This window comes from Thiocapsa imhoffii, from assembly GCF_016583985.1.
GTDB classification, from domain to species: Bacteria; Pseudomonadota; Gammaproteobacteria; order Chromatiales; family Chromatiaceae; genus Thiocapsa; species Thiocapsa imhoffii.
This window is the reverse complement of record NZ_NRSD01000026.1, coordinates 1-18,696: the sequence shown is the minus strand read 5'-3', so window position 1 is coordinate 18,696 and position 18,696 is coordinate 1. Positions and strand designations below refer to the sequence as shown.

The following is an 18,696-nucleotide window of genomic DNA, read 5'->3' as shown; positions in this document are numbered from 1 at the left end:
CAGTCATGAACGTCGAGCTAAAGCCCACGGCCATCAAGGATCTAAGAGATTTGCCCAAGGCCGATGCGCAACGGGTCGCCGCAAGACTCAAGTCGCTTGAACAGGGTCTGTCAGGGGACGTCAAACGCTTGACGAACTTCACGCCGGAATACCGGCTCCGCGTGGGCAGCTACCGCGTACTCTTCGAAATCGAAGATTCAAAGGTCGTTGTCTATCGTGTCGTGCATCGTCAACACGCCTATTCCAAGAGGTAAGCTGATGAACATTCACCCACAATTCATCCGTCGCGAGGGCGGGGACGAATACGTCGTGCTCCCTATCGAAGAGTTTCGCGCACTCGAGGAAATCGTCCACGACTATCAGGATCTGCAGGATCTGCGATCGGCGAAATCGCAAGAGGCAGACGCGGCATCCGTCCCGCTCGCGGACGTCATGCGAGACCTGGGAATCGAGCCATGAACGACGAGATACTCGATGAGACCCGCGCGATCCGCGAAGCACACGCCGCCGCTTTCCATTTCGATCTCGATGCCATTGCCCCGGAAGAACTGCTCGGAGGCGAAAATGTGGACTGACCCCATTGTTGACGAGCTGCATCGCATCCGCGAGGAGCATGCCGCGCGTATCAATTTCGATCTCGATGCCATTGTGGCGGATTTGCGCCGAGTCGAAGCGGAATGGCCGGGGCCAAAAATCGCCCCGCCACCACGGCAACTGGAAACCCGTCCGCAGACTGAGCCGGATCATGCAAGCACACCCCATTGATCGCCAATCGATTCTTGAACGACTCCAGCGGCTGCGGCCCGAACTGACGGAACGCTTCGCCGTGGAGCGGATTGCCCTGTTCGGCTCCGCCGCGCGCGACGCACTTCGCGAGGACAGCGATATTGACCTACTCGTCGCCTTCACTGGACGAGCGACGCTCGACGGCTACTTTGGCCTGAAAAGCTATCTGGAACAGGCCCTGGGTCATCCGGTCGATCTTGTCACCGAACGCGGCCTGAAACCCCTGGCCCGAGCCGGCGTCGAGCGGGATTTGATCCGTGTCCCGTGACTGGCCGCTGTTTCTGGCCGACATCATCGAACACGGCGAGCGCGTGGAGCGCTTGGTGCGCGATCAGGATCTGGACAGCTTCGAACAGGACGAAGTCCTGCGCCAAGCGATCCTGTTCAGCCTGCTGATCATCGGCGAGGCGGTCAAACAGCTTCCGCAGTCGCTGCGTGACGTGGAGCCGACCGTCAACTGGCGCGCCGCCGCCGGTCTACGCGACATCATCGTGCATCAGTATTTCGCTCTCGATACCGAAATTCTCTGGGATGCGGCGAGCTTACACATCCCCCGCCTACTCGCTGCGACGCGACGGCTGCAACATGGGCTGGAGCCCAATGCCGATGATGAATGACGAGATTCTCGACGAGGTCCGCGCGATCCGCGAAGCACACGCCGCCGCTTTCCATTTCGATCTCGATGCCGTCTACGCCGATATCAAACAGCGAGAGATGGAGCACCAGGCGCAAGGGAAGCGGTTCGTCGATCCACCCGCAACGCCCCGCCAGGTGAGATCACCGTACCAAGGAATCCGGTTCGGGCATCGACCCTGTGAGGACCGGAACTCGTAGGATGCGGTGAGGAACGAACCGCATCAATCGCACCGGCCCCGCCAGAAAACGGAGCGGTTCGCTCCCGCTCACCGCACCCGACCCTGACCACAAGCGGCATCGCCCTCGGCTGGGAAGACGTGCGCAACCTCCCCGCCGGCGCCACCGACACCAAAACCTTCCCCGACGACACCTTGCCCGGCGGCCCCGTCCAGCGCACCGTCGAATACCGCGCCCCCTTCATCCGCCCCGACCGCGAGCAGGACTACCGCATCGCCTGGGCGTTCTTTGCCAGAACCGACGAATGATAATATCGAGCATCGCAGGAGCGGCCGGGTCCGAAAATCGCCCCGCAACCGCAGCAACCAATCAAGACCGGTAAGCCGGGACTATAATCGACTCAGCCGCATCCGCCGCAACGATCCACCGGAGGCCACAATGCCCGCCGCGCCCCAACCGCATCTCTCGTTCGACGACTGGCTCGCCATGGAAAGGACTGCCACCGACCAACGCAGCGAGTACGTTGCCGGCGAGGTCTTTGCGATGGCCGGCGGCACCGAGGAGCATAACCTGATCGTGCTTAATGTCGGCGCGGAGCTGCGCAACCAGCTCAAGGGTCGACCCTGCCGGGTCTACCCGAGCGACATGAAGGTCCACATCGTCCCGGCTGACGTCGGTACCTATCCGGACGTGATGGTGATCTGCGGCGAGCGCCAGTTCCACGACGGACGGCGCGACCTGGTCACCAATCCGATCCTGATCGTCGAGGTCCTGTCGGACTCCACCGAGGCCTACGACCGCGGCGATAAATTCCGACACTATCGACGCCTGCAAAGCCTGCAAGCCTACCTGCTGCTGTCACAATATCGGATGCAGGCGGAGCTGTTCCTCCGTCAGCCGGACGGGACCTGGAGTCTGAGCAGCTACCAGGATCCGTCGGAATCCATCCCGCTGCGCGTCCTCGAGGCCGAGCTGTCGCTGGCCGAGGTCTACGATAAGGTGGAGCTGTCCTTTCCGCCTTGGGATTACTGTGGCTAACGTGACGGAACCCCGGCTACGAGATGTGCAGGTAACCGAGGATGAAATCATCGCTCACCTCCTTGACGGTCGGACGATAGTGGACTGATCCCATCATTGAAGAACAGCATCGGGTGCGTGAAGCGCAGGCCGCTCGCTTCGATAACGACCTGCATGCGATCCCAACGGATCTGCTGAAAACCGAGCAGGACTGGCCAGGGCCGAAGGTTGATCCTCTACCCCGGCCGGCGGGCATCCGTCCGGACGCTTGCTTGCCGTTATTTCACACTTTGCTTCACAAATAGGCCGATCTGAGCTACCTTCAATCGGAGACCCTTGGAGGTTTGATCCGATAGAGGAGACGCCCCCCGTGACTGCCGATGAGACCCCACTGACGGGCCCACCGCCGGCCGAGGTGCCGCTTAGCGACGCGCCTCTGGTGCGCGTGATCGCTCAAGTGCGGTTTCCGCTGGTGGCGTCCGTCGAGAAGCGCGACTTTATGGCGCCCTTCCAGGAGGCCATCCGTGCTGAATATCCGGTTCTCCGACCCGAGCAAAACCGTAGCATTATTTTCGGCCAGCAGGGCGTCATGGACTCCAGCGACAACACTATCTGGCGGTTTCACGATGCCCGTGGGGTCTGGCGCGTCACGCTGGCTCCGGACTTCCTGGCGCTGGAAACCGGTCTTTACACAAATCGCGACGACTTCCTCGACCGGCTGAATCGGGTGCTCGAGGCGCTTGTCGCATATGTGGACCCGAAGGTGATCGATCGCCTCGGCGTGCGCTACATCGACCGCGTGACCGGCAAACACCTCGGCGATCTGCCACGACTCGTGCGCCCGGAGGTGTGCGGCGTTCTCTCGACGCCCCTAGCGTCCCACGCCCGCCACTCGATTTCCGAGACGGTATTCGTCTTGCCTGACAACGCAGGACAAGTGTTGACGCGATGGGGCCTCGTTCCTGCGCAAGGGACCGTCGATCCGGCTGCCGTCGACGCCATCGACGAACCGAGTTGGCTGCTGGATATCGACGCGTTTCAAACGGAAACGAGAGCGCTCGATGTCGAAGCGGCTGTGCAGCAAGCACGGGGGTTCGCAGAGCGCATCTACAGCGTCTTTCGCTGGGCGGTGACTGATGAGTTCCTCCGGCGCTACGGAGGTCAGCCATGACCTTGCAGCCTCATGTTTTCGAGACGGCGCGTCCGGACACAATCACTGCCGCTACCAGCTTTGGCGGCGTTCGCGAACCCGTGCCGCCGCTTTTGGTGATTGTTGTCAGTGGTGCACTTTCGGTCTCCGGCACCTCGTCTGCGGAGTCGGCTCGCGTCTGGGAGGCACCTTACCTTCACGCGTCCGAAGCGACGGCCAGCAGGCTTGGCCGGGAACAGTATGCCGAGACCCCGGATGATGCAGAGGCCACGCGGCAAGCGATCTCCGAGCTGCGTCGGCTCTCGGGTCTAACCTGGGAGCAAATCGGCGAACTCTTTGATGTGTCGCGTCGCAGCGTGCACTTCTGGGCGAGTGGCAAGCCTCTGAACGCGGGCAACGAGCAACGACTGATGCAGGCGCTCGACGTTGTTCGGGCGGCAGACCGCGGCGACGCACGGTCAACCCGCGCAGCTCTCTTCGAGGTGAAAGAGGGAAAGACCGCGTTCGCCTTGCTGACCACGGGGCGGTTCGAAGAGGCCCGTGCGATTCTGGGCGTTGGGACGATCCGACCAAGGCCCGCGCTCGCAGAGCTGACTGCCGCATCTCAGGCGTCCCGGATGCCTCCGCCGCCGCAAGACCTGATCGACGCTCAATACGAGCGCGTTCATCGCGACCGTGGCCAAGCACGGGCTGCTCGCACCGTGAGGAACAAACGGCGTGGAACCTCTTGATGCCGACGGTCGGGCGAAGATCGATGAAGCCCTACAACAGTGGCGGCAGGGCGACTGTGTTCTCGGCGAGCAGTGGTTCGTCTTTCGCATATCGCCTGAAGCTCCGCTAACCGACGACGCAGCCGCGGCCGCAGAGGAGGGCGTCGAAAACGCGGAAGGCTCCGTATTCGGCTTCGCCGTCGTTACCCAGACGTGCGATATCGTGCGAAGCTGCGGTGAGCGGCCCTTCGTCGAGATCTGCCCGCTGGTCGAGGTCGACGAAGACAAGATTCACGAGATTGAACGGGGTCGCCGGCCCAACTACGCTTACCTCCCCGGAGTTTCAGGCCGGCATCTCGCAGCCGACCTCGATCGCGTGATGACGGTCGAGAAGCCCGTTGTCGCACAGTGGGAGCGGGTCGCGGGGTGCCTCGACGACAACGACAGCCGTCGCCTGTCTCTCGCGCTCTCCCGCAAGCGGGCACGCATCGCCTTCCCCGACGATTTCGTTGCCTTCGCCACGCCCTTGATGAACCGCATGTTCACGAAGCACGACAAGGAGAGCGAGGAGGGCCGAGCCCTCAGAGCCCTGCGCGAAATCCGAGCTCGGGCGGCACCGTCTTGGAATGCGGACACCGTCCAGCTGATGTTCTGGTTCATCCGGAACGAGGATCAGCCGACTTTCGAGAAGCAGGGCTGGGACGTGTTCCTCGAGGCTTGGTTGAAGCGGGTTCCCGCTGCCGGGCGTTTCGCCGAGGTCGACGGCGCAGTGTTTACGCTCGATGACCTGACGGCGCGCGATTACGTGGAGAGCGATCCGCTGGACCTCGATCACCTTTCCAGTCGCGAGAGATAGAGGTGAAAGCCTCCGAATCCGGATGCTTTTCGCCTCATGCCGACTGAAGTCGGCGGTCCGGATGTGTCGGGCATTCGACCGAAGCGCCGACCACGAAATAACTAGCAGACGCACCACGGAATCGCTGTCTGAGACCAATCTGAAGGGCCGGGTGTTTGCTAATTCCCCGCCGGGAGCGATGATGACTATAGGCGCAAACTCCGCAGACCACAGAATTGGATGTACGGACGCTTGTTTGTGGTTCGCGCCCTTGAATTTAATGGCCGGTCGAAGCAGTTTTGATAAAGTCGACGGCCAGCATATCCACGCTGCATTTTGCGCGATTTTCCTGCGCTAACCGTCGTCAAATCGCCTTCCGGGCTGGACATAAGCCGCCATGCTCATCGAATTTCGTGTCGAGAACCACCGCTCCATTCGGGACGAGCAGGCGTTGACCATGCGAGCGGGCAGGCAAGACGATTCAGCCGATCCGCGCCCCCGCCGCATCCAAGGCTCCTCCGATCCGCTGCTGCCGGCGGTTGCACTCTATGGCGCTAACGCCAGCGGGAAGAGCAACGTCCTTTCCGCCTTGGGATTGATGCGCAATGCGGTTCTGCAGTCCCATCGAGCTTGGCCGCCGGACGGAGGCGTTCCGAGAGATCCCTTTGCATGGGGCGAAAAGGTCGCACAGCCTTCGCTCTTCGAGGTTTCGCTCGTGGTGTCGGGCATCCGGTACCAGTATGGGTCACCCTCTTTCGCGTGGGTCCGGTCATTCTCGACGCACTTCGACGCGGAACCGTCGTCATGATCGATGAGCTCGAGGCCAGCCTTCATCCGCTGTTGGCCATTCAAATCCTCCGTCAATTTAACGATCCCGAGCGGAACCCGCGAAATGCTCAGATCTTATTCACGACTCACGATACCAGCCTGCTCGGGACCATCGCGGGAGAACCGTCGATGCGTCGCGACCAGATTTGGCTAAGGGAAAAGGACCCACAAGGCGCGACCTGTTTGTACCCTTTAACCGACTTTCGCCCCAGGAAGGACGAGAATATCGAGCGCGGCTATTTGCAGGGATGCTACGGCGCGGTTCCGTTTCTCTGGGACATTCCCAAGGTTGGGAGACAATAAGCCGTTGGGCGGCAGCTTCCCACGGACGGCCCTGAGGACAGTGCTTGCCCCATTCTTTGTCGTGGTACGCTTCGTAGGCAAAAAATGACAAAGCAGACGCTCGCAACCCGAGCGCAACAGGGATCCGGTTATGCTGCCATCGCTGGTCGTCGAGGAGGTTCAACGCGGTGTCGCCGAGACGCTGCGCGCCCAGTTCGAGCCCTCCACGGCACTGTTCAAGGACGCCGTCCGCCGCCTGATCGACGAGCCCACCTGGGTCAAAGGCCCCTACGTGCAGCTCGGCATGCCCTTTGTCCCCGGCACGTCAGGTCAAAACTTCTTCAAGGACTTCCAGACCGAGCACCCGGCCCATCTGCATCAGGAGCTGGCCTGGCAGCGCTGTGCGGTGTCGGGCCAATCCACCCTGGTTGCGACCGGGACCGGCTCGGGTAAAACCGAGTGCTTCCTCTACCCGGTGCTGGATCATGTCGCCCGGATGCGGCGAATGCCGGAACAGCCCCGCGGCATCAAGGCCATCATCATCTATCCGATGAACGCCTTGGCCGACGACCAGTCCGGACGCATCGCCGAGCTGGTACACAAAACCTCGGCGTTCGCCGGTATCCGCGTCGGGTTGTTCGTCGGCTCGGGTCAGACGCGTTATCGACCCGCCAAAATCGGCCGAAACCCGGAGCCGGATCATCCCGCGATGGGGCCGGACCATGTCATCACCGACAAGGACGTGCTGCGGGACAATCCGCCGGATATCCTGCTGACCAACTACAAGATGCTCGACTTCCTGCTGATTCGCCCGCGCGATCAGCCCTTGTGGCGATTCAATGCCCCCGAGACACTGCGCTACCTGATCGTCGACGAGCTGCACACCTTCGACGGCGCCCAGGGCACGGATCTGGCGATGCTCATTCGCCGTCTGCGCCAGCGCCTCCAATGCGACGACGGCAGACTGATCTGTATCGGCACCTCGGCCACGCTGGGCGACGCCGGTCCGGGAGAAGCGGGTGCGAGAGATGCGGGCAGGGTCGATGCCGGTGGCACCCAGCCCTTGCGCGACTATGCGAGCCAGATCTTCGCCACCGATTTTGACGCGGACGCGGTCATCACCGAGCGCCGCCAAGGCTTCGATGCCTTTATCGGCGACCGAGTGGTGGAATCTCTGCTGGCCGATGACGCCGGCGTGCTGCGGGCCATTCAGGCGCGTGACTTTGCCGGCCAATCGGAAGCCGTCGCGGCTTTTTTGCCGGCCTTTTTCGCCGATCCTGCCCTCCTGGCGCTGCTGACGGCCGGGATCGAGACCGCCGAGGGACGGGTGCGTCTGGGCGAGGAGCTGAAAAAGCACCTGCTGTTCCAGACCCTGTTGCGGATCGCGACCCAGGCGCCGATCAGTATCGATGACATCGCCGACAGGATGACGCGCACCCTGAGCGCCGGGCTGCGTCCGCACGCCGACGCGATCATCATCGCGCTGCTGACCCTGGTGGCCTGGGCGCGTGCGCCTTATGCGGGTCAGTCGGTCACTGCCGACACGCCTACGGGGCATCTCAATCACCTGGTCACCCTGCGCGTTCAGATCTGGGTGCAGGAGCTGCGTCGGGTGCTGGCCACGGTGAGCGCCAAACCCGAGGAGATCGAATTGGCCTCCGAAGCCAGCGTGCTGAGCCGACGCGAGCGGCTGCGCTTGCCGGTGGTGCAATGCAGCAACTGCCGGGCGACCGGCTGGCTGACGGTCAAAGCCCCGCAGGAGAGCCGGGTGGAGCAGAACCCGGACAAGATCTACGCGGCCTTCTTCGCCCGCAATCGCGACCCCTTTCTGGCGCGGCTCTATCCGCGGCTCGGCGGGCCGGGCGGCCCCTCGCCTGCCAACACGCCGGTCTTGGAGCAGAGCCTGTGCGGCCAATGCGGCGCACTGGGCCGCGATGGCGTGACCCAGTGCACGCACTGCCGCGGCGAGGACATTCTGCCCGTCTCACGGGTCTCGGCCACCCGCGCCAAGCGCCTTGGGGGTGAGAACGGCCGGGGTGAGCGCGGCCGGGGTGAGCACGGCCGGGGCGAGGGCGCGGGGAAAGCAGCACGTGAGGTGCACGTGCATGACGACATCTGCCCGGTCTGCGGCGAACGCGACCGTCTGCTGATCATCGGCGCCCAGACCACCAGCATCGCTGCGCACGCGGTCGAGCGCCTGTGGGCGGCACCGCTGAATCATCAGAAGAAGCTGATCCTGTTTTCCGATTCGGTGCAGGACGCAGCCCACCGGGCGGGTTACATCGAGTCCAAGACCGAGGGTCATCTGATGCGCGCCGGTCTGGCCAAGGCACTGTCCACGCTGCCCCCGACGCTGCCCTGGGATCAGGCCCTGGAACGGCTGGGCCGGTGCTATCTGGATCCGGCGAGCCCGCTGGCGATGACGCCGCGCGACTTCGTGGCCCGCTTCATCCCGCCGGCGATGGAGTGGCTGAGGGACTGGAAGCATCTGCTCTTGCATCACGATCTCCCGCCGGGTGCGTCGCTGCCCGACCTGCTGTGCCGACGTCTGCAGTGGCGCGCCGTGGAGGAACTGACCTACCGCTCCGATCGCGGGCGCACCCTGAGCAAGGTCGGCGTGGCGGTCTTGTTCCCGGATCTCGACGAACTCCAGGCTGTGACCGCGCGGCTGCTGCCGCTGCTGCGCGAGGCCGGTGGCGGCCTGGAGGCGCTCGACGCGGAGCGCCTCTTCCACTGGACTGTCGGCACCCTACTGGCGTTGATCCGCGCCGGCGGTGTCTTTCATCTGGACCTGGAGACACTGGCCGAAACCGGCGATTTCGGCGCCTATGAATTCGCCCCGCACCGCAAGCATTGGATGCCCCATCGCGGCAAGTCATCCCCGCCCCGCTTCCTGACCCGCGAGGCCGGCCGTCACGGCTTTCTGAATCTCGAAGAACGCGCCGGTAACCCCTTGTTGACCTGGGCTCAGCTTGCCATGGGGGTCAGCCTCTATTCCCCCGGCATCCTGACCTTGGCCTATGAGGAATTGCTCAAGGCATTGGAACAGTCGGGTCTTGGGCGCTTCGTGCTGCTGGAGCATCGCGGCGAGCAGGCACGGGTGTTTGGGCTAAACGCCGATCGGCTGAACCTGCATCAGCAACTGCGCCGCCTGGTGACGCCGTCGGCGGCGCAGGCCCTGTGGGTGCCCGAGGAGGGCGTCGATCTTCTGGACGGTCTGCCGGCCTGGAACAGTCCGGGCGAGCGCTTGCGCCCCGATCCGGTCGCCGCCCCCGACTGGTGGCACAGCCGGTTCAAGGGCGGTGATCTCACCCGAGTGATCGCGCACGAGCACACCGGCCTGTTGGAGCGCGACGAGCGGCTCGCCTTGCAGAACCGGTTCATGGCCCGAGCCGGGGAGACCCAGCCCTGGTTCGAGAACCTGCTCTCGGCCACGCCGACCCTGGAGATGGGCATCGATATCGGCGCCTTGGCCAGTGTGATGCTGGGGGGCGTGCCGCCGAATCAGGCCAACTTCATCCAGCGCATCGGTCGCGCCGGCCGGCTGGACGGCAACGCGGCGGTCTTCGCCATCGCGGATGCCTCCCCGGATGGACACGACCAGTATTACTTCGCCAACCCGCTGGAGATGCTGCATGGCGCGGTGGAGGCCCCGGCCATCTATCTGGGCGCCGCCGAGGTGTTGCGCCGGCAGCTCTATGCCTTCTTCTTCGATCACTGGGTGGCGGAGGGGACGCCCGCGCTGCCGGACAAGCTCAGCGAGGCGCTCGATCAGGTGGCAAACGGCGACGGCGATCTCAGCCGTTTTCCATTCAATTATCTGGACTTCGTCAACCGCCAGGAACCGACCCTGTTCGACGCCTTCTGTCGGATGCTGGGCCGTCACCTGACCCCCGAGACGCGGACCAAGCTCGAGGGCTTTATCTCCGGCAGCGAGCAGCAGAAGCATCTGCGTGCCCGGTTTTTGGCCTATTTCGAGGAGGCGCACGCCGAGCGCGAATCCTGGAAAGCCCGTCGCAAGAAAATCACCCAGGAACTGGGCCGGCTGAAGAAACGACCCGAGGACGAGCAGACCCTAGCCGAGATCGAGATCCTGGAGGCAGAACGCGCCGGCCTGGGCCAGCGCATCCAACAGATGAACAACGAACATCTGCTGGAGGCCATGACCAACGCCGGTCTGCTGCCAAACTATGCGTTTCCCGAAGAAGGGGTGTCGCTCACCACCATCGTCCACGGCGCCAAGTCCGCCACCGGCGAGCCCTATGCCACGCCGGTGCATCGCTACAGCCGCCCGGCCCATGCCGCGCTTGCGGAGTTCGCCCCGCTCAATACCTTCTTCGCACACAAGAGCAAGGTGCGGATCGACCAGGTCGACATGAGTGTCGAACCACCGCTGGAGCATCGGTTCTGCCCGAGCTGTCACGTCCTGAGTCCCTTGATCGACCCGGCCGCGCACCAGGACCGCTGCCCGCACTGCGGCAATACCGCCTGGGCGGACACCAGCCAGGTGCGCCCGCTGCTGCGTCTGCGCCGCGCCGTCGCCAACATCGATCGTGCCGACCGGACGCGGATCACTGAATCGGACGAGGCCCGCAACCCCCGCTTCTACGCCCGGCGACTCTTGATGAACTTCGACGCCGCGGACGTGCGCAGCGCCTGGCGGTTAGAGTCGAGTCAGGCGATCTACGGCTTCGAGTTCATCGCCAGGGCGGTCTTTCACGATCTCAATCTGGGCCAGCCGGCGGCGACCAGCTCGGCGCTCCCCGCGACCGTCATCGCCGGCGACGACAGCATGAAAACCGGTTTTACGCTGTGCAGCGAGTGCGGCAAGGTGCAACGCGCCGTTCGTGCCGGGCAAGAGGATACCCGCGAGCAGGCCCATGCCCCGGATTGCCGTCACCGGCATGCGACCGGCAGCGATCATCTGCTGAGCGAGCTCTTCCTGTACCGACAGTTCGAGTCCGAATGCCTGCGGATCCTGGTACCGACGGGCTTTGGCTCCGGGGATCGCACAACCTATTCCTTCATGTCGGCGCTGCAGTTGGGATTGCGCAAGCGCTTCGGCGGCAGGGTCGACCATCTGCGCTTCGAGACCATGACTGAGCCCCGGAGCGAGCCAGCCGCCGAGGCGAGCGCCGGCAAGAGCTACATCCTCATCTATGACTCAGTGCCGGGCGGTACCGGATACCTCCAGCAGATGCTGGCCGGGAAGGCGGACACGCTGACCGAGGTGCTTGCGGTCGCCCATACGGTCATTCGGGATTGCGCCTGCAAGGATAAAGAGGGTGTGGATGGCTGCTACCAATGCGTCTTCCAATATCGCCAGGGGCGGCACCGCAAGAACATCTCGCGCAACGCCGCGCTGGAGATCCTCGACGAGCTGGTGCAGGGTGATTTCAAACGCACGCAGGTGCCCTGCCTGTCCGAGATCGAGATCAATCCGGCGTTCGGCTCGGAGCTGGAACGGCGTTTTCTCAGTGCAATCAAGGCGCTGGGCGGACACCTGGATCTAGATAATAGCCGCTTCCCCGCCGTTCAGATCACCCAGGACATCAAGGCGGGCAGAACGGCGTATCTGTTGAGGGTGGGCGCCAACACCTACTGGGTCGACACCCAATGGCCGATCGAGGATCCGGCATCGGGTCAGGTGCTCTGCCAACCCGATTTCCTGATCACGGCGACCCGGACCGCGAGCTCGATGCGACCGATCGCGGTGTTCGTCGATGGCTGGGAGTACCACCAAAAGACCCTGCCCGAGGACGCACGCAAGCGCGCGACCCTGATGCTGCGCGGCGATGATCGGGTCTGGTCGGTGACCTACGAGGACATCGAGGCGGCGCACGCCCTGAAGGCCGGCACGGATCTGCCTGGCCCGCTGGATGTGCTGGAGACCGACTCGGGGCGCGCGATCCCGCTGAATCGATTGCCGACCTTTTCGCGACAAGAGCTGGCGTCCAATGCCGTTGCCCTGTTGTTACGGCTGCTGGCAGAGGCTGGATCGGCGGACCAAGATCCGCTGGACCCCTTGCGGGCGACGGGTCGGTACCTGCTGATGACATCAGTCAGACGGCCGAGCGAGATCGACGCCGCGGTCAAGGCTCGCCACGACGCCGTGCGCCGCGCCTTGCCGGACTGGCTCGGGACGGAGGAGCGCGCCGTGCATCTGCAGAGCCCGGGGAAGATGTCCCTGCAGTGGGTGGGCAGCGCGGAGCCCAAATTCATGACCGACAAGGCTGACTCCACCTACCCGCTGGCCTACCCGCTGGCCGGCGCGCTGGTGTTGGACGACACGGCGGTGACCGCGGACCTCAAGGTCGGACGTCAGCAGTGGCGGCAGTGGCTGCGTCTGGCCAATCTGTTGCAGGGCGTACCGGGCGTGGCGTTGCTGACGCAAAGCATGCTCGACGCCGGAACAACACTGGCGGTGTCGGAGCCCTTGGCCGCTCGGCCAGCAAGGGTCGGCGCGGACTGGAACCGGATTCTCGACGACGGCGATTTCCTGGAGCGGTTGCGCACGGGCTTTCTCTCTCTGGCCAACAGCGACCAACCGGCGCCCGAGCAGATCGGCGCGGAGATCGAGGATGACGACGGCTATCGCATGGCCGAGGCGCTGTGGGAGCAGGTGCGGATCGTCTTTCTGAGCGCCGGACAGACGGAGTTCAGCGCGGCGTGGCAGGGCGCGGGTTTCCGGGTGATCGAAGAAGGCGACCACTGGTGGCTTGCCGTCGAGACGGCGCTGAAAGGACAGGACTCATGATCGAAGACGTCAAGATCATCGTCAGCAACGAGGTGATCAAGCGCATGACCGCGCTGCCCGCCGCGGTACAGACCAAGGCGCTCGAGTTCATGCTCAAGTTTCAGACCGATCCCCGTAGCCCCGGCATCAATTACGAGACCATCCAGGGGGCGAAGGACAAGCACTTCCGCTCGGTTCGGGTCGATCAGAACTATCGCGGCATCATCTTCCGGGCGCCCCGGGACAACGTCTTCATCTGGTTGCACATCGATCAACACGATGACGCCTACGCCTGGGCGACCCGCAGAACCATGAGCGTGAACCCGGTCAACGGTGCGCTGACACTGACCAATGTGAGCTTCGTCGAAAACACCCTGCAACGCACGGCGGCGCCTCGTGCATCCGAACCCGAGCCCTGCTACAGGGCCTACTCAGACCGCGACCTGATGGCCTTGGGCGTGCCCGAGGCGATGCTCCCGGCGGTCCGCACGATCCGTTCCGAGGGTGATCTGGATGCGATGCAGGGTGAATTGCCCGTCGAGGCGTACGAAGGACTGTTTCTGCTGTTGGCCGGTGATGCGCTGTCCGGCATCCTGGCGTCTCGCGAGACGCGCGTCGATCGGCCGATCGATACCGAGGATTTTGCCACGGCGGCGGAGCGCGACGAGAGCCGCTCCCGGTTCTATGTGGTCGAGGGGGAGAACGATCTGCAGGAGATCCTTTCCGCGCCGTTGGAACAGTGGCGCGTCTTTCTGCATCCGACCCAGCGCCGCCTGGCGACCCGCAGCCTGAACGGTCCCAGCCGCATCCTCGGCGGTGCGGGAACGGGCAAGACGGTCCTGGCGATGCATCGGGCCAAACATCTCGCTTCCGGCATGGTTCAGACCGAACGCAAGCTGCTCTTCACCACCTTCACGACCAACCTGGCGCTCGACATCGAGGACGGACTCAGGTCGATCTGTACCCCGGAGCAATTGAAGCGGATCGAGGTGATCAATCTGGATGCCCTGGTCTTTCGGTTGCTCAAGGCCCAACGCTACGAGCATGAGATCGCCTTCGACTACGAGGCCAAATGCGCACCGATCTGGGACGCGGTGATGGTGGATTTCGACAGCGCGCTGGGCGTGTCGCGCGAGTTCGTCAGGGACGAGTTCGAGCAGGTGGTGCTCGCCCAGGGGCTCGAAACGCGCGACGCCTACCGCGAGGCGCCAAGACGCGGCAGAGGCGTCATCCTGTCGCGCAAGAAGCGCGATGCACTCTGGGAGCTCTTCGAGACCTATCGGCTTCAGTTGAGCGCCAAGGGACTGAAGGAGCCGGATGATGCCTATCGTGACGCCTGCGCGATCCTGGCCAAGGAATCCGCGCCCCGCTACGCCCATGCGGTCGTCGACGAGACCCAGGATTTCGGCCCGCAAGCGCTGCGGCTGATCCGCGCCCTGGTCGCCCCCGGCCCCAACGATCTGATGTTCGTCGGCGACGGGCACCAGCGCATCTACGCCAAGAACAAGGCCAGCATGAGCCGTTGCGGCATCGATATCCGCGGTCGGGCACGCAAGCTCTATCTGAACTATCGCACGACCGAGGAGATCCGTCGCGAGGCCGTCTCGCTGTTGGAGGACATCGAGATCGATGACCTGGACGGCGGCAGCGACGAGATCGCGCGCTACAAATCGCTGATGCACGGCCCGGCGCCGGAACGGATCCAGGGTGCGTCGATGGAGGCCATCCGAGACGGCATCCGGGCATTCATCGAGGACTGTCTGCACGAGAACGCCGACAACCGGATCGGCATCATGGCCCCGACCATCAAGCTGCGCGATCAGTTGGCCAAGCAGATTCGCGAATCCGGATTGAAGGTGGCGACGGTGAATCACCGCGAGCGTTTAAGCCGCAAGGATGCCCGGATCTTCGCGATGACACTGCACCGGGCCAAGGGCCTGGAGTTCGATGCCGTGGCGATCCTGGTCAATCGCGAATTGGATGAAAACCTGCGGAAATTGGTTTATGTCGGCATGACCCGCGCCAAACGGATGGCAAGGCTCTATACCGCGCTGATGAGCAACGATTCGGCTCCGCTATACGCCAGGAAAACGCACCGATGCGACTGACTCCCGAACATATCGCCCACATCCATCAGGCCGTCAACACGTACTTTAATGGCGATACGGTGATCTGGCTGTTCGGTTCGGCGCTCGATGATCAAGCCCATGGCGGTGATGTCGATCTGTACATCGAGCCAAGCGCTCCCCTGCCAACGAATGTGCTGCTGGCGCGTCAAGCCCTGGAGCGCGAACTGGAGCGACGATTGCACCGACCGGTCGATGTGGTGATTGGCCGCGAACCACTCACGGCCTTCATGCGTCAGGCCCGAACCGAAGGACAACGATTATGACACTGCGTCATCAGGTGCTGGCTGAAACACTGACTGCACTGGGTCAGGCGGCGACGCGCTTGGATGCTAGCCGGCGTGGTCTTGCCGACCTGTTTCCACTCTCCATCGAGCAACTGGCACACACGCGCTGCTGCTCTGTTTGATCCCGCACCTGGACAAGTTCACGCGCAAACGCCGCGACACCCTCGGCGAGCGTATCGCGTGACCCGGGCGATGACGCTTCGCTTCACGAGGCGTCGGCACGGACGGCCGATTCGCGAAGCAGAGCTTCTTCTCGCGGGTGACGAAGCCGGAGCTTCATCACCAGAGTCCCACTTCATGTGCTCCCGGAAGGCCGGGATTGGGACTCCAGCGCCAGGATGCGCTCGAGATCCTGTCGCAGAGCAGGAATCTTGTTCTCGACGACGTCCCAGACAATCTCATAGTCCACGCCCATGGAGTCGTGGATCACGCGATCGCGCGCCAAGGAACAGCTGGATGGCGAGTGCGTAAAACATCGGGGATATGCTTGGCTGCCTCCCCGATGATCTCCAAGCTCCGCACAAAGGCCCTTTGCAGGGTCGGGTCGGTGAGGAACGCCTCGCGTTTCAGTCCAACGGATCGACCTTCAAGGTCGTCAGCCTCATCCAGCATGTGCTTGAGGTCAGCCAGCTCATCCAAGGACATACTCGATATCTCGTAGGATATGAGGCCCCAGGTGCGGACTTAGGCTGTTGGGTGTGACGATCTCAACCGGTCGACCAAACAGGGATTCGCAGAAGAATCTCAGGTCCATGAAGTGATCAAAGGTCGCCTGTCCCGGTGCGAATTCGACGTAGAGGTCCACATCGCTCTCTGGAGTCGGTTGGTTGTGTCGAAAAGACCCGAACAGGCCCAGACGCTGGACCCCAAAACCGCGTAACGACGCCGCGTTGCTGCGCAGCAGGCGAACCAAGTCGCCCTTGGTGCTGACGGATGGTTGCGAGGTCGGACTCATGGCTGGGGCTGCGGTTCGTCTGATTGGGCTTGGCTGTCATGCACGGGATGCGGCACCTGGCGTCGGTTCATCTGCCAACGATATCAGGTCGTCATATCACGTCTAAATCACTTTCAGATTCTGCGACGATTCAGGTTGACCCCCCAGCCTCTACCTTGTGGCCACCTCGCGCTGGTCGCGATCGAACCACCCGCGATGCCGGTCGGGAACCAATCTCCGCGGCTCGCCGATCACCACAGCGTCGGCGAAGCCGGGATGGGCGGGAGTCAGGATCAGGTTGCGCTCGCCCGGTGTCACGGCGCTCGGAACCGTCAGCCCCACCGAGACGCCTGATTCGACCCAGGCGTCGCCGACGATCCGCTTCTGTAGGATCTCGAGCATCTCGGTCATCGGCAATGCGCGGTCACGGCGGGTTAACTACAATCGGGATTTCCACACCACGATTGCTGATTGCCCTGGACTCTCATGTCACCTGAGTTTGCCCGCGAGATCGTCGCGATCTCTCCGTCAGATCATGGCCAGCCGTGATGTCGAACGAATCTTGAGCGCCTACGACGGCTTGCTCGCGGTGGATGGTCGCCGATTGACCCTTCTATTGTCTGTAAATAACAATTTAAAATGAGTAGGCATATCCAATGCCAACCATGTCGTATTTTTGATCCTTTGCGGCATATTGATAAAGAATGTTAATTCCATGATTTCGCGTTGGCATCCATTCAATGGCTACTACAGCGGTATTTGACTCAAATTCATGTTTATTAGAATCAAAAGCATTTCGATAACGATAACCAAAATTACCCGTTACTGTATTTGAAAAATTTACAGATACGCCAGGCTCAATAGACCAGAATGGAAAATCAGTATCAACTGATTGCCAGAATTGTCCTGCAGCCGCGCGCACATAAACCGAAAACACATCAGATGATGGAATTTGCACCTGCCCACGAAGGCCTGCTTCTAATAGGTTATAGGTATTGGTTGAATCTTGTTCGTCGCCAAATTCTGTCCTTAAATCAACTGATATATCATCGTTAAAAATATTTGATCCCACCGAAAGCAGATAAGAGTTAAATGATGGTTGCCCATCACGGCCGAAATAATGAAGATAATTAATTCCACCATTTACGTTTTCAAAAGAATTAGATTCAGCCATGCTTGAAGCTACAATTGCAAGAAGTGCGGAAGCAACAATAACAGGTCTGATTGGGAATAAAGCCATGTTTATACTCTCCTAATATCTTAATGGGTAGAATTAACCTAACCCAGTAATTAATATCTTAAACGCTATTCGCGTTGCGCCTTGCAACTAAAGCACTATCGCATTAATCATCGATTTTAGTGGGATCTGCTATTAAATGCCTTAAACGATGACAGTCTTTGATCAATTGACCGAACTCAAACGCGATCGAACCATCAAAGCAACGATTGGCATGAGTCGAGAGAAATTTGACGCCATCGTTCCGGCCTTCGCTGATCTGTTGGATATGCCATGCAAGTCGCTCACGATGAAGCATGTAAATTCATGAACAAGTTATCGGTGCTAGATCTGTTGGCTTCTCAGTCAAACGCTACGCCACCCATGATCGCTCCGTATCAATCCATCTAGCTCCAAGCATCCGCCCATCCAAACTGAGTCATTCCAAGCCGCGTATGTGGCTCCGCAGGCTCCGCGATCGACGACCCACACCTAGCGGGTTCGGTCATCGACATCGTGTTCACGATGCCTTTGAGCATAACACCCAGAGTCATGCTCCGACGCCAACCCGCTTGACCTCGGTCAATACTTCACCCGGATGAGTGGGTGTGACCCCGTTGAACCCATGCCCTGCGTTTTCGTGTTCTCCAAGCGAGGTTGGGCAATGCCCCCCATGATCCGGTGTCGTGCCTGGCCTCTGGGAGAGCGGGCTGTGCGGACCAGGAAAAAACCAAGTGATTTACTGAGTATTTCCCACGCCGTGATTGTAGGATTCGTTGAAAGGGGCGGTTGCGGGCTGCAGATCAACCCCGTCGGTTGCTGTAACCCTCCCAATCCAATCATCGAATCAGGTGTTCCCATGAGCGATGAAGTCTTGCAGAAACGGAACCGTTGGGCCTTCTGGACCGCCGTGGCCATCTGTCTGGTGCCCCTCGTGCCCTACGCCATCCTCGGCGGGTCCTGATCGCTCAGCCGT

Annotated in this window: 20 protein-coding genes and 1 pseudogene; 17 read left to right on the top strand and 4 right to left on the bottom strand. The window is 61.9% G+C overall.

Annotated features, from left to right (window positions below; genetic code table 11):
- The first annotated feature begins 5 nt into the window (after window positions 1-5).
- From CKO25_RS17795 to CKO25_RS17715, 17 genes are all read left to right on the top strand, one after another.
- Window positions 6-254: a type II toxin-antitoxin system RelE family toxin gene (locus CKO25_RS17795; protein ID WP_200389300.1), complete on the top strand. Its 249-nt coding sequence runs from the start codon at window positions 6-8 to the stop codon at window positions 252-254.
- Window positions 255-258: 4 nt separating this feature from the next.
- Window positions 259-459, top strand: a complete 201-nt coding sequence (locus tag CKO25_RS17790; protein WP_200389299.1) for a type II toxin-antitoxin system Phd/YefM family antitoxin — start codon at window positions 259-261, stop codon at window positions 457-459.
- A gap of 105 nt (window positions 460-564) precedes the next feature.
- Window positions 565-765 carry a hypothetical protein gene (locus CKO25_RS17785; RefSeq protein WP_200389298.1) on the top strand — a complete coding sequence of 67 codons (201 nt, stop codon included), beginning with the start codon at window positions 565-567 and terminating at the stop codon, window positions 763-765.
- Window positions 746-1,054 carry a nucleotidyltransferase family protein gene (locus CKO25_RS17780; RefSeq protein WP_207162368.1) on the top strand — a complete coding sequence of 103 codons (309 nt, stop codon included), beginning with the start codon at window positions 746-748 and terminating at the stop codon, window positions 1,052-1,054. Before CKO25_RS17785 ends, CKO25_RS17780 begins: the two co-directional genes overlap by 20 nt.
- Window positions 1,044-1,403 carry a HepT-like ribonuclease domain-containing protein gene (locus CKO25_RS17775; RefSeq protein WP_200389297.1) on the top strand — a complete coding sequence of 120 codons (360 nt, stop codon included), beginning with the start codon at window positions 1,044-1,046 and terminating at the stop codon, window positions 1,401-1,403. Before CKO25_RS17780 ends, CKO25_RS17775 begins: the two co-directional genes overlap by 11 nt.
- On the top strand, window positions 1,393-1,620 hold the full coding sequence (locus CKO25_RS17770) for a hypothetical protein (RefSeq protein ID WP_200389296.1): 228 nt from the start codon (window positions 1,393-1,395) through the stop codon (window positions 1,618-1,620). Before CKO25_RS17775 ends, CKO25_RS17770 begins: the two co-directional genes overlap by 11 nt.
- A 119-nt stretch (window positions 1,621-1,739) precedes the next feature.
- A complete protein-coding gene (locus CKO25_RS17765) occupies window positions 1,740-1,907 on the top strand; it encodes a hypothetical protein (protein ID WP_200389295.1) in 168 nt (55 codons plus the stop codon).
- A 130-nt stretch (window positions 1,908-2,037) separates the two neighbouring features.
- On the top strand, window positions 2,038-2,637 hold the full coding sequence (locus CKO25_RS17760) for a Uma2 family endonuclease (protein ID WP_200389294.1): 600 nt from the start codon (window positions 2,038-2,040) through the stop codon (window positions 2,635-2,637).
- Window positions 2,638-2,986: 349 nt separating this feature from the next.
- Complete coding sequence (locus CKO25_RS17755) at window positions 2,987-3,787, top strand: TIGR04255 family protein (RefSeq protein WP_200389293.1); 801 nt, start codon at window positions 2,987-2,989, stop codon at window positions 3,785-3,787.
- On the top strand, window positions 3,784-4,497 hold the full coding sequence (locus CKO25_RS17750) for a hypothetical protein (RefSeq protein WP_200389292.1): 714 nt from the start codon (window positions 3,784-3,786) through the stop codon (window positions 4,495-4,497). The genes CKO25_RS17755 and CKO25_RS17750 overlap by 4 nt, the downstream gene beginning before the upstream one ends.
- Entirely contained in the window at window positions 4,484-5,332 is an 849-nt protein-coding gene (locus CKO25_RS17745) for a hypothetical protein (protein ID WP_200389291.1), read from the top strand. The genes CKO25_RS17750 and CKO25_RS17745 overlap by 14 nt, the downstream gene beginning before the upstream one ends.
- Window positions 5,333-5,708: 376 nt before the next feature.
- Window positions 5,709-6,119 (top strand): AAA family ATPase, encoded by a 411-nt coding sequence (locus tag CKO25_RS17740; RefSeq protein ID WP_200389290.1) that lies wholly within the window; start codon window positions 5,709-5,711, stop codon window positions 6,117-6,119.
- On the top strand, window positions 6,116-6,442 hold the full coding sequence (locus CKO25_RS17735) for an AAA family ATPase (RefSeq protein WP_242467712.1): 327 nt from the start codon (window positions 6,116-6,118) through the stop codon (window positions 6,440-6,442). The genes CKO25_RS17740 and CKO25_RS17735 overlap by 4 nt, the downstream gene beginning before the upstream one ends.
- 130 nt (window positions 6,443-6,572) lie before the next feature.
- Window positions 6,573-13,178, top strand: coding sequence for a DEAD/DEAH box helicase (locus tag CKO25_RS17730; protein ID WP_200389288.1), 6,606 nt, complete (start codon window positions 6,573-6,575; stop codon window positions 13,176-13,178).
- The gene (locus CKO25_RS17725) at window positions 13,175-15,265 is read left to right on the top strand and encodes a UvrD-helicase domain-containing protein (protein ID WP_200389287.1); all 2,091 of its coding nucleotides are present in this window, start codon (window positions 13,175-13,177) and stop codon (window positions 15,263-15,265) included. The genes CKO25_RS17730 and CKO25_RS17725 overlap by 4 nt, the downstream gene beginning before the upstream one ends.
- Window positions 15,256-15,549 (top strand): nucleotidyltransferase family protein, encoded by a 294-nt coding sequence (locus tag CKO25_RS17720; RefSeq protein WP_200389286.1) that lies wholly within the window; start codon window positions 15,256-15,258, stop codon window positions 15,547-15,549. The genes CKO25_RS17725 and CKO25_RS17720 overlap by 10 nt, the downstream gene beginning before the upstream one ends.
- Window positions 15,546-15,692 (top strand): hypothetical protein, encoded by a 147-nt coding sequence (locus CKO25_RS17715; protein ID WP_200389285.1) that lies wholly within the window; start codon window positions 15,546-15,548, stop codon window positions 15,690-15,692. Before CKO25_RS17720 ends, CKO25_RS17715 begins: the two co-directional genes overlap by 4 nt.
- 173 nt (window positions 15,693-15,865) lie before the next feature.
- On the opposite strand, the pseudogene CKO25_RS17710 reads toward CKO25_RS17715, so the two are convergent.
- From CKO25_RS17710 to CKO25_RS17695, 4 genes and pseudogenes are all read right to left on the bottom strand, one after another.
- Window positions 15,866-16,182 (bottom strand): annotated as a pseudogene (locus CKO25_RS17710) (HepT-like ribonuclease domain-containing protein).
- Between the two features lie 19 nt (window positions 16,183-16,201).
- Window positions 16,202-16,525 carry a nucleotidyltransferase family protein gene (locus CKO25_RS17705; protein WP_200389284.1) on the bottom strand — a complete coding sequence of 108 codons (324 nt, stop codon included), beginning with the start codon at window positions 16,523-16,525 and terminating at the stop codon, window positions 16,202-16,204.
- 150 nt (window positions 16,526-16,675) lie between these two features.
- Complete coding sequence (locus tag CKO25_RS17700; protein ID WP_200389283.1) at window positions 16,676-16,915, bottom strand: RES domain-containing protein; 240 nt, start codon at window positions 16,913-16,915, stop codon at window positions 16,676-16,678.
- Window positions 16,916-17,138: 223 nt separating this feature from the next.
- Window positions 17,139-17,744 carry an outer membrane beta-barrel protein gene (locus tag CKO25_RS17695; RefSeq protein WP_200389282.1) on the bottom strand — a complete coding sequence of 202 codons (606 nt, stop codon included), beginning with the start codon at window positions 17,742-17,744 and terminating at the stop codon, window positions 17,139-17,141.
- Between the last annotated feature and the right edge of the window lie 952 nt (window positions 17,745-18,696).